Origin of the sequence: Janthinobacterium sp. SUN118 (genome assembly GCF_030397695.1) — a bacterium.
GTDB lineage: Bacteria > Pseudomonadota > Gammaproteobacteria > Burkholderiales > Burkholderiaceae_D > Janthinobacterium.
On the sequence record NZ_JAPUBV010000001.1, the window covers coordinates 188,457 to 201,604 of the forward strand.

A 13,148-nucleotide genomic window follows, 5' to 3' on the forward strand; every position below is an offset into this window, starting at 1 on the left:
TTTGTATGCGACCCGCAACCTAGTCAATAGAATCGGAAAGGAGTGGCACTTACATAAGTAGTCGGGATTGAGGCGATGAACGGTGCTCACCGAAATCCGGCAAAGCACGCGCTGAACAGAGTGCAAATTTACTTCCCGGTAATCTGTAGTGTGATAGTAAATGCAAAAAATTGCCAACTTGCACTTGGAAATTTTTTTATTCATTGATGGAAGCGACAGGAGTCAAACTTGCCCCATTCGGCTACAGTATCGGTAGTTGGAGGGCAATGTTCCAAGGCGTTGCTGAAGAAGGTGTGCTTATCGTCAAGCAGGAGGAATTTGCTCCTCAATCACAAAAACCTCCACATGGATAGCCATCTGTGGGGCTGCTATAATGTCACCTTTGCGGAGCAGAAACGGGCCGCAAGCCCGCATGGGTGTTGAGTTCCTTGTCGAGCTTCCCAAGCTTACGACGAGGGTTCGATTCCCTTCACCCGCTCCATTTTCCTCTGGCGCCTGGCTTTGTGTGGCGCGGCTATTTATTTCTTCATTTCCATGTCCTCTGATACCCCAGCAAACGGCCCGGCGCGGCCGATGATGTACGATCCGACCGAACACCGCATCCGCAGTTTCGTGACCCGCGCGGGACGGCTGTCCGTGGCGCAGGCGCGCGCGCTTGAGACGCTGGGGCCGCAATTCCTGTTGCCTTTCGCCAAAGAATCCGTGGATTTCGAGCAGGTCTTCGGCCGCAAGGCGCCTGTCATCCTGGAAATCGGCTTTGGCATGGGCGCGACCACGGCGCATATCGCCAAGGCCATGCCGGAGAAGGATTTCATCGGCGTCGAGGTGCATACGCCCGGCGTGGGCAGTTTGCTCAAGCTGATCGGCGAAGAGTCGCTGACGAACCTGCGCTTGCTGCAGCACGACGCCGTGGAAGTGCTCACGCATATGATTCCCGCCAATTCGCTGGCCGGCATCCACGTCTTCTTCCCCGATCCATGGCACAAGGCGCGCCACAACAAGCGCCGGCTGATCCAGTCGCCATTCGTCAAGCAATTGACAGATCGCCTGGCGCCGGGCGGCTACCTGCATTGCGCGACCGACTGGGAAGACTACGCCGTGCAGATGCTGGAAGTGCTGGGCGCCGAGCCGCAATTGCAGAACAGCGCGGAAGGCTATGCGCCGCAGCCCGCGTATCGTCCGCTGACCAAGTTCGAGAACCGTGGCTTGAAGCTGGGCCATGGCGTATGGGATCTGGTGTTCATCAAGAAATAAAGCGCCGACTAATAGCGCGCCGACTGCGGGCCGGGTTACCTGCGCCCGTTTGTCCGGGAAAGCTGCCGCCGTGACAGCGCAGGCTTTTTTCATCCCTGAGGCGTATATTTCCTGTGCTGGCTGCGTGCTGCCTTGGCAAGGCTGGCGAATTCGTGTAATTTTGTATTTTTTGCATTGATTGACATTATGACTAAGAAAATACTCGTGACGGGGGCGTCCGGCTTCATCGGATCGCATACCTGCGTCGAATTGCTGGCCGCTGGCTTTGATGTGGTCGCCGTGGACAATCTTTGCAACAGCGCGCGCGAAGCGATGGCGCGGGTCGAGCGCATTTCCGGCAAAAGCATTCCATTTTATGAAGCAGACGTGCGCGACCGTGCCGCCATGGCCGCCATCCTGCGCGAGCATGCAATCGATGCCGTGATCCATTTCGCGGGCTTGAAGGCGGTAGGCGAATCGGTCGCCCAGCCATTGATGTACATGGACAACAACGTGACGGGTACTGTGGCCCTGCTCGAAGTGCTGGCGGCCGCGAATGTGAAGCGTTTTGTCTTCAGTTCGTCGGCCACCGTGTATGGCGATCCGGAAGCCTTGCCTATCCTGGAGACGTCGCGCCTGTCCGTGACCAACCCGTATGGACGCTCGAAGCTGATGGTCGAGCAGATCCTGGCCGACCTCGTGCATGCCGATGCGCAGTGGCAAGTGGGCGTGCTGCGCTATTTCAATCCGGTGGGGGCGCATGCGAGCGGCTTGATCGGCGAGGATCCTGCCGGCATTCCGAACAACCTGATGCCGTTCATCGCGCAGGTGGCCGTCGGCCGCCGCGAGCGCCTGGCCGTCTTCGGCAACGACTACCCGACGCCGGACGGCACGGGCGTGCGCGATTACATCCACGTGGTCGACCTGGCACTGGGCCATGTGGCCGCGCTGAACCGCCTGTTTTCCACCGAGGGCGGCTTCACCGTCAACCTGGGCACGGGCCACGGCTACAGCGTGCTCGATACCGTGCGCGCCTTCGAGGCCGCCAGCGGCCGCGCGGTGCCGTACGACATCGTGCCGCGCCGCCCTGGCGACATCGCCAGCTGCTACGCCTCGGCCGACAAGGCGCGCGAGCTGCTGGGTTGGCAAGCGCAAAAGAACATCGACGACATGTGCGCCGACCACTGGCGCTGGCAACACCAGAATCCGCAGGGGTATGGGGCTTGAGGATGACTGGGCGGCGCGAGCTGGCCGCCTGCGGTTTGTCGACGAAGTGACGGGATAGGACGATGCTGGCCGCCGCCGTTCAAATGGAATGGCGGGCAGTCATGCCTGCATTGTCAATCCAATATGGCGTTCTGGCACAGCCATAGCGCATCTTGCCATTGCGGCAAGCCACAGAAGGTGTCGAGCAGGCGTTGCGATGACAGCTGCGAATTGGCAGGACGTTTCGCCGGCGCGGCGTAGTCTTGCGCCAGTATCGCCCGTAAACGGGGCTTTTTTATGACCGACGGGTGCGCCATGATCGCTTCGGCAAAGCCGAACCATGTGGTTGTCCCCTGTGCCGTCAAATGATACAGGCCCGAGCGGGCGTCCCACCAGCTGTGCTGGTCGGCAGCGGCCAGCGACTGGGCCACGATGCGGGCCGTGGTATCGGCGATCGTGCGGCTCCAGGTCGGCGCGCCATGCTGGTCCGATACGATGGCCAGTTCTTCGCGCTCCTGTGCCAGGCGGCGCATGGTCAACAGGAAGTTTTTGCCATGCGTGCCGTAGACCCAGCTGGTGCGCAGGATCAGATGGGGAATGCCCGTTGCCTGAATGGCTATTTCCCCCGCCAATTTGCTGCTGCCGTAGACATTGATCGGGCACGCCGGATCGGTTTCTGTATACGGCCCTGCTTTTGAACCATCGAAGACATAGTCGGTGCTGTAATGTATCAATGCGGCGCCCAGCCTCCCGGCTTCTGCCGCCATCACGCCAGGTGCTTCGCCATTGACGCGCAGTGCAAGGGCCGGCTCGCTTTCGGCCTGGTCGACTGCGGTGTATGCCGCGGCGTTGACGATCAGGGTCGGCTGGATGCGCCGGATCGCATCGCGCACCTGGTCGAGGTCGGCCAGATCCATCTGCTGGCGGTCGAGGGTGATGACTTCTCCCAGGCCTTGCAAGCTACGCTCAAGTTCGTAGCCGACCTGGCCGGTTTTTCCGGATATGAGAATGCGGCTCATGCAATGTTTTCATTCATGTTGAAACAGCCAGTGGTGCACCGGTGTGCCTGGCGTCAGGCGAACACATCGGCGTCGGCCAGCAAGGTCCCCAGCTTGTCTTTGTTCGACAGCAAGGGCTCGCCATCGAGCGGCCAGTCTATGCCGATTTGCGGATCGTTCCACAGGATGCTGCGCTCAAATTCCGGTGCCCAATAGTCCGCCGTCTTGTACTGGAATTCGGCGCTGTCGCTGGTGACAAGATAGCCGTGGGCGAAGCCTTCCGGTATCCATAACTGGCGCTTGTTGGCAGCGGACAATTCAACACCGACCCATTGACCGAAGCTGGGCGAGCTTTTGCGCAAGTCGACGCTGACGTCGAATACGGCGCCGACAGTGCAATGCACGAGCTTGCCCTGCGCTTGCTGGATCTGGTAATGCATGCCGCGCAACACGCCCTTGCTGGACCTGGAATGGTTGTCCTGGACGAATGTGCGGTCAATTCCGGTGAGTTCCGTAAAGCGTTTCTGGTTGTAGCTTTCATAGAAAAAGCCACGTTCATCACCGAACACCGTTGGTTCGATGATCAGGACATCCGGTATGGCGGTGGAGTGGATTTTCATGGCATTGTTTCAGCTAAATAATGAACAGATTGGAATGCTAGAAAACGGTGTCATCGAGCAAGCGCAGCAAGTATTGTCCATAGGTGTTTTTTTTCAAGGGCTGCGCCAGGCTTTCCAGTTTTGCCGCGTCAATATAGCCTTTGCGATAGGCGATCTCTTCCGGACAAGCGATTTTCAAGCCCTGGCGTTTTTCGATGGTGGAGATGAATTGTCCCGCCTCCAGCAAGGATTCATGCGTGCCGGTATCGAGCCACGCCATGCCGCGGCACATGATCTCGACGTTTAACTGATTGCGCTCAAGATAAGTGCGATTGACGTCGGTAATTTCCAGTTCGCCGCGTGCGGACGGCACGATGCCGGCGGCGATATCGCACACCTGATTATCGTAGAAATACAGGCCGGTCACGGCATAGTTGGATTTTGGGCTGAGGGGTTTTTCCTCGATGCTGACGGCGCGTCGCTGGGCATCGAATTCGACCACGCCGTAGCGTTCCGGCGATTGCACATGGTAGGCGAAAACGGTCGAGCCGCTGGTGCGCGTCGAGGCGAGGCGCAACTGCGCTTCGAAGTTGTTGCCGTAATAGATGTTATCGCCGAGGATCAGTGCCGATGGCGCATCGCCAAGAAAGGCGCGGCCGATGATGAACGCCTGTGCCAGGCCTTCCGGCGCCGCTTGCACGGCATAGCTCAGTTTGATGCCCCATTGGCTGCCATCGCCGAGCAGTTCCTCGAAACGCGGCGTATCTTGCGGCGTCGAAATGATCAGGATGTCGCGTATCCCTGCCAGCATCAAGGTGGTCAGCGGATAGTAAATCATCGGCTTGTCATATACCGGCAACAATTGTTTCGATATCGACATGGTCACGGGATACAGGCGGGTACCCGAGCCACCGGCCAGGATGATGCCTTTGCGTTCAATCGGAAAGTTCATGCTGTCGTTCCCTTGGTGTCGTTGCGTTCTGCATAGTTTTTCTGTACCCAGCTCAGGTAGTCACCGGACTGGACGTCGCGGACCCACGCTTGATTGTCCAGGTACCATTGAATCGTCTTGCGTATCCCCGTCTCGAATGTTTCGGCCGGTTTCCAGCCCAGTTCGCGTTCGATCTTGCGCGCATCGATGGCATAGCGGCGGTCGTGGCCGGGGCGATCCTGCACGTGGATGATTTGCTCCCGGTAGCTGCCGGACGCCTTGGGATCGAGGGTGTCGAGGATATCGCATAAGGTGTATACGACATCGAGGTTGGTCATTTCGTTCCAGCCCCCCACGTTATAAACCTCGCCTGGACAGCCCGCTTCGAGTACGCGGCGGATCGCCGAGCAATGGTCGCCCACATACAGCCAGTCGCGTACCTGCAGGCCATCGCCATACACCGGCAGCGCCTTGCCGGCGCGCGCATTGCTGATGATGAGCGGAATCAGCTTTTCCGGGAAATGGAAGGGGCCATAGTTGTTCGAGCAATTTGTCGTCAGCACGGGCATGGCATAGGTATGGAAATAGGCGCGGACCAGGTGGTCGGAGGCCGCTTTCGAGGCCGAGTACGGGCTATTTGGCGCATATGGCGTCATTTCGTGAAAGGGAGGATCCTGTGGCCCCAGGGTGCCATATACCTCATCGGTTGAGATATGCAGGAAACGAAAATCAGCCTTGCGTTCGCCGCTCAGGCCGGACCAGTAGGCGCGTGCCGCTTCCAGCAGGCTGAAGGTGCCATTGACGTTGGTCGCAATGAATTCACCCGGGCTGTGGATGGAACGGTCGACATGGCTTTCCGCCGCAAAATGCACGATGGCCCGCGGCTTGTATTCTGCCAGCAGGCGGGAGAGACGGTCGGTATCGCAAATGTCGCCACGCACAAAAATATGCCGCGGGTCGTGTTCCAGACTGGCCAGATTGCTGAGATTGCCCGCATACGTCAGTTTGTCAAAGTTAATGACGGACTCATCGTTGAGCGCCAGCCAATCCCTTACAAAGTTGGAGCCGATGAACCCAGCTCCGCCAGTCACTACAATCATATCGCCATCCTATCGTTTGTTTCTTGGGCAGTGCTGAACTCGCTATTGCGCCTGGAGGAGCTCTGCAGGGGCGTGGTGGATTTTTAGATATACCATTATTGTTCTTTTTTTTCGCTTCGCAAGTAGTGCTTATGCGGTTTCGACCTGCCGCGTCATGCTGCCGGCAGGCGCCAGATTCAAGGACGACATCAGGTGGATGAATAATGCCGAACCCTGTTCAACGTGACGCGAGATGCTGAGTATAAACGACGGCTGGCATGCCGATAGGGTCCTTGTGGGGATGGCCTTGCTGAGGCTTGCGCCCGCTGCGCGGTCTCGCGTCGATGAAGGGGGCAGGGAGAGCTGGTGGCGGGCGAAAGTGCCTAGTGGCGAGCTTGGCAAGCGCCCCTTGAAAAGGGCAATGCGGAGCAGACAAAAAATCCCGCTCACACGCAGTGTGACGGGATTTTTTCAAGCGCCAGCAACCCAATGGCACCTGAAAAATGCCCAGGGCCAGGCGCCGCCGCGAAGACAGTACGCGAGTACGGCGAGACGAAGCAACAACGCCCGGGACAATTTTTCAGGCAGCCATCGGGCGCAGACAAAAAAAATCCCGCTCACACGCAGTGTGGCGGGATTTTTTCAAGCGCCAGCAACCCAATGGCGCCTGAAAAATGCCCAGGGCTAGGCGCCGCCCCGAAGACAGTACGCGAGTACGGCGAGACGAAGCAACAACGCCCGGGACAATTTTTCAGGCAGCCATCGGGCACAGACAAAAAAAATCCCGTTCACACGCAGTGTGGCGGGATTTTTTCAAGCGCCAGCAACCCAATGGCACCTGAAAAATGCCCAGGGCCAGGCGCCGCCCCGAAGACAGTACGCGAGTACGGTGAGACGAAGCAACAACGCCCGGGACAATTTTTCAGGCAGCCATCGGGCACAGACAAAAAAAATCCCGCTCACACGCAGTGTGACGAGATTTTTTCAAGTGCCAGCAACCCAATGGCGCCTGAAAAATGCCCAGGGCCAGGCGCCGCCCCGAAGACAGTACGCGAGTACGGCGAGACGAAGCAACAACGCCCGGGACAATTTTTCAGGGAGCCATCGGGCGCAGACAAAAAAAATCCCGCTCACACGCAGTGTGGCGGGATTTTTTAAAGCGCCAGCAATCCAATGGCGCCTGAAAAATGCCCAGGGCTAGGCGCCGCCCCGAAGACAGTACGCGAGTACGGCGAGGGGCAGGCAACAACGCCCTGGGCTTTTTCTCAGGCAGCCATTATGGGTACAGGCCGCGCACTTCGCGGGCTTGCAGCACGCGCGTGCACGCCAGGATGAAGGTGGCGGTACGCATCGACACTTTCTTCTCTTGCGACACTTGCCATACCGCGTCGAAGGCTTCGCGCATGATGCGGGTCAGGCGGCTGTTGATTTCCTCTTCCGTCCAGAAGAAACTCGAGAAGTTCTGCGCCCACTCGAAGTAGCTGACGGTCACGCCGCCGGCGTTGGCCAGCACGTCCGGCACGATCAGCACGCCGCGGTCGGTCAGGATGTCGTCCGCTGCCGGCAGGGTCGGGCCGTTGGCGCCTTCCAGGATGATCTTGGCGCGGATCACTTGTGCGCGCTCGGCGGTGATCTGCTGCTCCAGCGCGGCCGGGATCAGGATGTCGCAATCGATGCCCCAGAAATCTTCGCGTGGCACGAATGCCTCGGCGCCCGGGAAGCCTTCGACGCTGCCCACTTCGGCCACGTGTGCCAGCAGTTGCGGGATGTTCAGGCCGCCGGCGTGCACGACGGTGGTCTTGTGGTCCTGTACCGCGACGACTTTCGAGCCGGCTTCAGCGAACATGCGGGCAGCGACGCCGCCCACGTTGCCGAAACCTTGCACGATGACTTTCGCGCCTTCGAGCGACATGCCGACCTTGGCGGCCGCATCGCAACCGACGACGAACACGCCGCGGCCCGTCGCATCGCGGCGACCCAGGCTGCCGCCCAGCGAAATCGGCTTGCCCGTGACCACGCCGGTCGACATATTGCCGCCGATCATGGCATAGCTGTCCATCATCCACGCCATGACTTGTTCATTCGTGTTGACGTCCGGTGCCGGGATATCCTTGTTCGGTCCGATGATCATGCTGATCTCGCTCGTGTAGCGGCGCGTCAGGCGCTGCAGCTCGTTGCGCGACAGGGTCTTCGGATCGACACGGATACCGCCCTTGGCGCCGCCGTATGGCACGTTGACCGCCGCGTTCTTGACCGTCATCCAGGCCGACAGGGCCATCACTTCCGACAGGGTCACGTCCTGGTGGAAGCGCACGCCGCCCTTGCCGGGGCCGCGCGACAGGTTGTGCTGCACGCGGTAGCCTTCGTAGTGGGCAATGGTGCCGTCATCGCGCTCGATAGGCACGTCGACCGTCAGGATGCGCTTTGGACGCTTCAGCGTTTCCACCCAGCGCGACAGGTTGCCCAGGTACGGCGTAACGCGGTCGATCTGCTCGAGGTAGACGCCCCATGGGCCCAGGTCTTCAGGATTGAGGTAGGAAGGAAGTGCGTGCTTGCTGGTCATGCTTGATAAGCTCCTGGACAAAACGGTGATGTAACGCCAAAAAATCTGCAGAGCATCGCGATGATTTTTTGGCGTTCAAAAATGCTGTGGTAGGCGCACCTTAAGGTTGCGCGCAGCGGAACCGCATCGTAGGCGATAGCCTCATGCCCCGGCCAATGCTTTGTGCGCATCCGGTTATGCATTTATTGCATAGTTGTATTGTCAGGATTGCCAGTCAGGATTTGACGGCTTCGATGGCGCGCTTGCGGCGCTTGCTGGTGCGGGCCTTGCCTTCCTGCGACTGCACCAGGTATTGCCACAGGCTTTCGACGATCTGCTTGCCGGGACGCAGGCTGGACGGACGCTCGCGGTACAAACGGATTTCCAGCTCGATTTCCCAGCCTGGCGCGCCGCCGTCGGCGCGCGCCAGGTGCTTGTACTTGACGTCGCGCATGACGGCCGATTCCGGCAGGAAGGCGATGCCGCGTCCTTCCAGTGCCATCATTTTCAAGCCTTCGGCCATGTCCGTCTCGTAGCAGGTGTCGAGGAACAGGGGCGCCTTGGCGTCGGCCACCAGCAATTCCACCATGCGTCCCAGGTAGGCATTGTTGGTATAGGAGAGGAAGGGCAGCGGCTCCTTGGCGCTGCCGGGCAGGACGAAGTCCGGCACCCGGTCCTGGCCGCAGCGCGCATACGCGCGCAGGGTTTCGCGGCCCATCACCAGCATGTCGTAGCGGCCCGGATCCAGCTGCACCGGCTGGCGCGGATGGTGGTAGCACAGCAGCAGGTCGCAGCCGCCGTCGACCAGCTGCAGCACGGCGTCGTGCACGTTCAGCGCCATCAGGCGGCTGTTGATCGGCGCAAAGCCCTCTTCCAGCGCCGTCAGCCATTTCGGCATGAAGGTCAGCGACAGGGTGTGGGGTACGGCGAAATCGACGCTCGTCTGCGTGGCCGCCCGCTTGCCGCGCAACAGGGCGCGCACGCCGTTGATCTGCCCCAGCATTTCCAGCGCCTGTTCGTAGAACACGGCGCCGGCCGGCGTCAGTCGCGTCGGGTAGGACGTGCGGTCGACCAGGTCGATGCCGAGCCAGTTTTCCAGCGACTGGATGCGCCGCGAAAAGGCGGGCTGGGTGACGTGGCGCAGGGCCGCGGAACGGCTGAAATTATGCGTTTCAGCAAGCGAGATGAAGTCTTCCAGCCATTTGGTTTCCATCGCGGCAGCATTCCGTTATCAAGGGCAGAGGCAAGGTGAAGTGGTCAGGGCGTATCGGGCGATGCCGCCGGCTGGTACAGGGCGGCGGGCAGGCCGAAGAAGGATGGCGGGCCCAGAGTCGTCCCCTTGAGCGAGCCGCCCGCATTCAAGCCCTTGTTGATGGCCGACAGCAGGGAGCTGCGGTCGGCCAGGTTTTGCATCAGCGCGCGCGGGCCGTTGTGGAAGGTGTGCTGGGCGATGTCCACGGCGACGACAAAGATCGGTTCGCGGCGCATGGAGAACTCCACCCACTCGCCGTCCTCGTCCTGCGCGCAGAAGGTATCGGGCAGGGTCATGGTATCGGCGTCGGGCAGGTGCGACGCCAGCACCAGGCCGAAGGCTTCCGGCACCACGTCGGCCAGGCGGCGCACGGTGAGGTCGTCCTGCACCAGTAACCGTACTTGCGCTTCCACCGCGTCTTCGGCGTCGGGCTGGGCGCCGAGGATTTTCACGGCCTGGTAAATCAGGTCGGACGAGAGTGCTTCCATCAAATCTTGCATCAAATCATCTCCAGGATCATGGCGACGATTTCGTCGCCGTACGAGGCCAGTTTTTTCTCGCCCACGCCGCTCACGCCGCGCATCTGCTCGAGCGAGGTGGGTTTGGCCTTGGCGATTTCGCGCAGGGTGGCGTCGACGAAAATCACGTAGGCCGGCACGTTGTGCGTGCGCGCCGTCTCCACGCGCCACCAGCGCAGCTTGTCGAAGATCGCTTGCTCGCTGGTCGACAGGTCAGTCTCGACATAACCTTTCGCCACGCTGGTGCTGCGCTTGCTGGTTTTCACCGGTTTCTGGTACTGGCGCAGCTGCACTTTCTGGCCGCCCTTGAGCACGGGGCGCGAGGCGTCCGTCAGTTTCAGCGAGCTGTATTGTTCATGGTCGACCGAGACGAGGCCCAGCGCGATGGCCTGACGCAGGATCGACTTCCACTCCGCTTCGCCCAGGTCCGAGCCGATGCCGAACACGGACAGCGTATCGTGGTGCCAGGTCTTGATGCGTTCCGACTCCACGCCGCGCAGCACGTCGATCACGTGGCCGCCGGCGAAGCGCTGGTCGACGCGGTAGATGGCCGACAGCAGTTTTTGCACGGGCACCGTGCCGTCGAACGACACGGGCGGCACCAGGCAGGTGTCGCAATTGCCGCAGGGCGAAGCCGGTTCGCCGAAGTATTCGAGCAATCGCATGCGGCGGCAGCTCAGCGTTTCGCACAGGCCCAGCATGGCGTCGAGCTTCACGCCGAGCACGCGCTTGAAGGTGTCGTCCGCCTCCGATTCGTCGATCATGCGCCGCTGCAGCACCACGTCCTGCAAACCATACGCCATCCAGGCGTTGGCGGCCATGCCGTCGCGTCCCGCGCGTCCCGTTTCCTGGTAATAGCCCTCGATGCTTTTCGGCAGATCCAGATGCGCGACGAAGCGCACGTCGGGCTTGTCGATGCCCATGCCGAAGGCGATGGTGGCGACCATGACGATGTTTTCCTCGCGCAGGAAGCGCGCCTGGTTGGCGCTGCGCTTGGCGTACTCCATGCCGGCGTGGTAGGGCAGGGCGCGGATGCCGCTCTGGTTCAGGAATTCCGCCGTTTCCTCGACTTTTTTGCGCGACAGGCAGTAGACGATGCCGCAGTCGCCCGTGTGTTCCGTGTTGATGAAGTCGAGCAGCTGCTTGCGGCCGTTGGCCTTTTCCACGATCTGGTAGCGGATGTTCGGACGGTCGAACGACGAGACGAACTGGCGCGCATCGTCGAGCTGCAGGCGCAGGGCGATTTCGGCGCGCGTCTGCGGGTCGGCGGTGGCCGTCAGGGCGATGCGCGGCACGTCCGGGAACTGCTCGTGCAGCACCGACAGCTTGATGTATTCGGGACGGAAGTCGTGGCCCCACTGGGCCACGCAATGGGCTTCGTCGATGGCGAACAGGGCGATCTTGGAGGCCTGGAACAGGTCCAGGCAGCGCTGCGTCATCAGCCGTTCCGGCGCCACGTAGACCAGGTCGATCTGGCCCGTGCGCACCAGGCGCTCGATGCGGCTGGCCTCTTCGTAGGTCTGCGTGGAATTGAGGAAGGCGGCGCGCACGCCGACTTCGGCCAGCGCGTCGACCTGGTCCTGCATCAGCGCGATCAGCGGCGAGATGACGACGCCGACGCCGTCGCGCAGCAGCGCGGGTATCTGATAGCACAGCGACTTGCCGCCGCCGGTGGGCATCAGTACCAGCGCGTCGCCGCCGTGGCTGACGTGGTCGACGATGTCGGCTTGCTGGCCACGGAAGGCCGGGTAGCCGAAAACGGTCTGCAGCAGGTCGAGCGCGCGCTGGTTAAGATCTTGATTCATAGTGCCTTATTCTGCCCAAACAACCCAGCCGTAGTGGGCGCTGGCCAACACCAGCAGGCCAAACACGATGCGGTACCAGGCAAAAAACGTGAAGTCGTGCGAGCTGATGTAGCGCAACAGCCAGCGCACGCACAGGAAGGCGGAGACAAAGGCGGCCACGGTGCCAAGGCCAAACAGGGGCACGTCGGCGGCCGACAGGATGTCGCGCGCTTTGTACAGCGAATAGAAGGTGGCGGCCAGCAGGGTGGGGATCGCCAGGAAGAATGAGAATTCGGTGGCCGTCTTGCGCGACAGGCCCAGCAGCATGCCGCCGATGATGGTCGAACCGGAGCGGCTGGTGCCGGGTATCAGCGCGAACGCCTGCGCGCAACCCACTTTCAGGGCGTCGAACGGCGTCATTTCATCGACCGAGTTGACGCGCACGGTGACCGGGTTGGTGCGCGCGCGGCGTTCCACCAGCAAAATCACGATGCCGCCGATGATGAAGGCCATGGCGACGGGCACGGGCTTGAACAGCGCGTGCTTGATCATCTTGCCGATGGCCAGGCCGATGATGGCCAGCGGAAGGAAGGCGATGGCGACGTTCAGCACGAACTTGCGCGATTTTGCCTCGCTGCCGAAGGTGGTCAGCACGCTGCCGATGCGCTGGCGGTATTCCCAGCAGACGGCCAGGATGGCGCCGGCCTGGATGGCGATCTCGAAGACATCCATGACCTCTTTCGATACATCCTTGGTAAAGTCGAGCAGGCTGCCGGCCAGGATCAGATGTCCGGTGGAAGAAATCGGCAAGAATTCGGTAAAGCCTTCGACCAGCCCCATGATGATGGCTTTTAACGCAAGAATGAGATCCATAGATGTATAAATGGGTATAAGTGACAGGATGGGGTGAGCGCGTGACGCCAGCAATGCGCGCGGGGTCGAAGCTTACCACGAGAGAGGCCCGTGCTCCGGGTTTGGCTGCTGGCGGGCGGCGGTTTTTTAGCGT

General features: G+C 60.8%; 11 protein-coding genes. 2 read left to right on the forward strand and 9 right to left on the reverse strand.

Features of this window, described 5'->3' with window-relative positions:
- The first annotated feature begins 573 nt into the window (after window positions 1–573).
- The gene (gene trmB, locus O0880_RS00910) at window positions 574–1,254 is read left to right on the forward strand and encodes a tRNA (guanosine(46)-N7)-methyltransferase TrmB (protein ID WP_289884587.1); all 681 of its coding nucleotides are present in this window, start codon (window positions 574–576) and stop codon (window positions 1,252–1,254) included.
- A 186-nt stretch (window positions 1,255–1,440) separates the two neighbouring features.
- A complete protein-coding gene (gene galE / locus O0880_RS00915; protein WP_289884588.1) occupies window positions 1,441–2,460 on the forward strand; it encodes a UDP-glucose 4-epimerase GalE in 1,020 nt (339 codons plus the stop codon).
- Window positions 2,461–2,573: 113 nt separating this feature from the next.
- Here galE and rfbD read toward each other — a convergent pair whose 3' ends face one another.
- The 9 genes from rfbD to O0880_RS00960 all read right to left on the reverse strand — a co-directional run bounded on the left by rfbD (window position 2,574) and on the right by O0880_RS00960 (window position 13,015).
- Window positions 2,574–3,458 (reverse strand): dTDP-4-dehydrorhamnose reductase, encoded by an 885-nt coding sequence (gene rfbD / locus O0880_RS00920; protein WP_289884589.1) that lies wholly within the window; start codon window positions 3,456–3,458, stop codon window positions 2,574–2,576.
- 53 nt (window positions 3,459–3,511) lie between these two features.
- Complete coding sequence (rfbC, locus tag O0880_RS00925) at window positions 3,512–4,057, reverse strand: dTDP-4-dehydrorhamnose 3,5-epimerase (protein ID WP_289884590.1); 546 nt, start codon at window positions 4,055–4,057, stop codon at window positions 3,512–3,514.
- Between the two features lie 37 nt (window positions 4,058–4,094).
- On the reverse strand, window positions 4,095–4,988 hold the full coding sequence (gene rfbA / locus O0880_RS00930; protein ID WP_289884591.1) for a glucose-1-phosphate thymidylyltransferase RfbA: 894 nt from the start codon (window positions 4,986–4,988) through the stop codon (window positions 4,095–4,097).
- Window positions 4,985–6,067, reverse strand: a complete 1,083-nt coding sequence (rfbB, locus tag O0880_RS00935; protein WP_289884592.1) for a dTDP-glucose 4,6-dehydratase — start codon at window positions 6,065–6,067, stop codon at window positions 4,985–4,987. Before rfbB ends, rfbA begins: the two co-directional genes overlap by 4 nt.
- Window positions 6,068–7,322: 1,255 nt before the next feature.
- Window positions 7,323–8,609 carry a Glu/Leu/Phe/Val dehydrogenase gene (locus O0880_RS00940; protein ID WP_034785857.1) on the reverse strand — a complete coding sequence of 429 codons (1,287 nt, stop codon included), beginning with the start codon at window positions 8,607–8,609 and terminating at the stop codon, window positions 7,323–7,325.
- A 214-nt stretch (window positions 8,610–8,823) separates the two neighbouring features.
- The gene (locus O0880_RS00945; protein ID WP_289884594.1) at window positions 8,824–9,801 is read right to left on the reverse strand and encodes a LysR family transcriptional regulator; all 978 of its coding nucleotides are present in this window, start codon (window positions 9,799–9,801) and stop codon (window positions 8,824–8,826) included.
- Between the two features lie 44 nt (window positions 9,802–9,845).
- Window positions 9,846–10,340 (reverse strand): hypothetical protein, encoded by a 495-nt coding sequence (locus O0880_RS00950; RefSeq protein ID WP_289884595.1) that lies wholly within the window; start codon window positions 10,338–10,340, stop codon window positions 9,846–9,848.
- Window positions 10,340–12,163, reverse strand: a complete 1,824-nt coding sequence (gene recQ / locus O0880_RS00955; protein WP_071321788.1) for a DNA helicase RecQ — start codon at window positions 12,161–12,163, stop codon at window positions 10,340–10,342. Before recQ ends, O0880_RS00950 begins: the two co-directional genes overlap by 1 nt.
- A gap of 6 nt (window positions 12,164–12,169) precedes the next feature.
- A complete protein-coding gene (locus tag O0880_RS00960) occupies window positions 12,170–13,015 on the reverse strand; it encodes an undecaprenyl-diphosphate phosphatase (protein WP_289884596.1) in 846 nt (281 codons plus the stop codon).
- Window positions 13,016–13,148: the final 133 nt, after the last annotated feature.

Excerpts from the sequence above, each read along its gene's own strand:
- trmB (WP_289884587.1), top strand. The coding sequence starts at position 574 with ATGATGTACGATCCGACCGAACACCGCATCCGCAGTTTCGTGACCCGC.
- galE (WP_289884588.1), top strand. The coding sequence starts at position 1,441 with ATGACTAAGAAAATACTCGTGACGGGGGCGTCCGGCTTCATCGGATCG.
- rfbD (WP_289884589.1), bottom strand. The coding sequence starts at position 3,458 with ATGAGCCGCATTCTCATATCCGGAAAAACCGGCCAGGTCGGCTACGAA.
- rfbC (WP_289884590.1), bottom strand. The coding sequence starts at position 4,057 with ATGAAAATCCACTCCACCGCCATACCGGATGTCCTGATCATCGAACCA.
- rfbA (WP_289884591.1), bottom strand. The coding sequence starts at position 4,988 with ATGAACTTTCCGATTGAACGCAAAGGCATCATCCTGGCCGGTGGCTCG.
- rfbB (WP_289884592.1), bottom strand. The coding sequence starts at position 6,067 with ATGATTGTAGTGACTGGCGGAGCTGGGTTCATCGGCTCCAACTTTGTA.
- O0880_RS00940 (WP_034785857.1), bottom strand. The coding sequence starts at position 8,609 with ATGACCAGCAAGCACGCACTTCCTTCCTACCTCAATCCTGAAGACCTG.
- O0880_RS00945 (WP_289884594.1), bottom strand. The coding sequence starts at position 9,801 with ATGGAAACCAAATGGCTGGAAGACTTCATCTCGCTTGCTGAAACGCAT.
- O0880_RS00950 (WP_289884595.1), bottom strand. The coding sequence starts at position 10,340 with ATGCAAGATTTGATGGAAGCACTCTCGTCCGACCTGATTTACCAGGCC.
- recQ (WP_071321788.1), bottom strand. The coding sequence starts at position 12,163 with ATGAATCAAGATCTTAACCAGCGCGCGCTCGACCTGCTGCAGACCGTT.
- O0880_RS00960 (WP_289884596.1), bottom strand. The coding sequence starts at position 13,015 with ATGGATCTCATTCTTGCGTTAAAAGCCATCATCATGGGGCTGGTCGAA.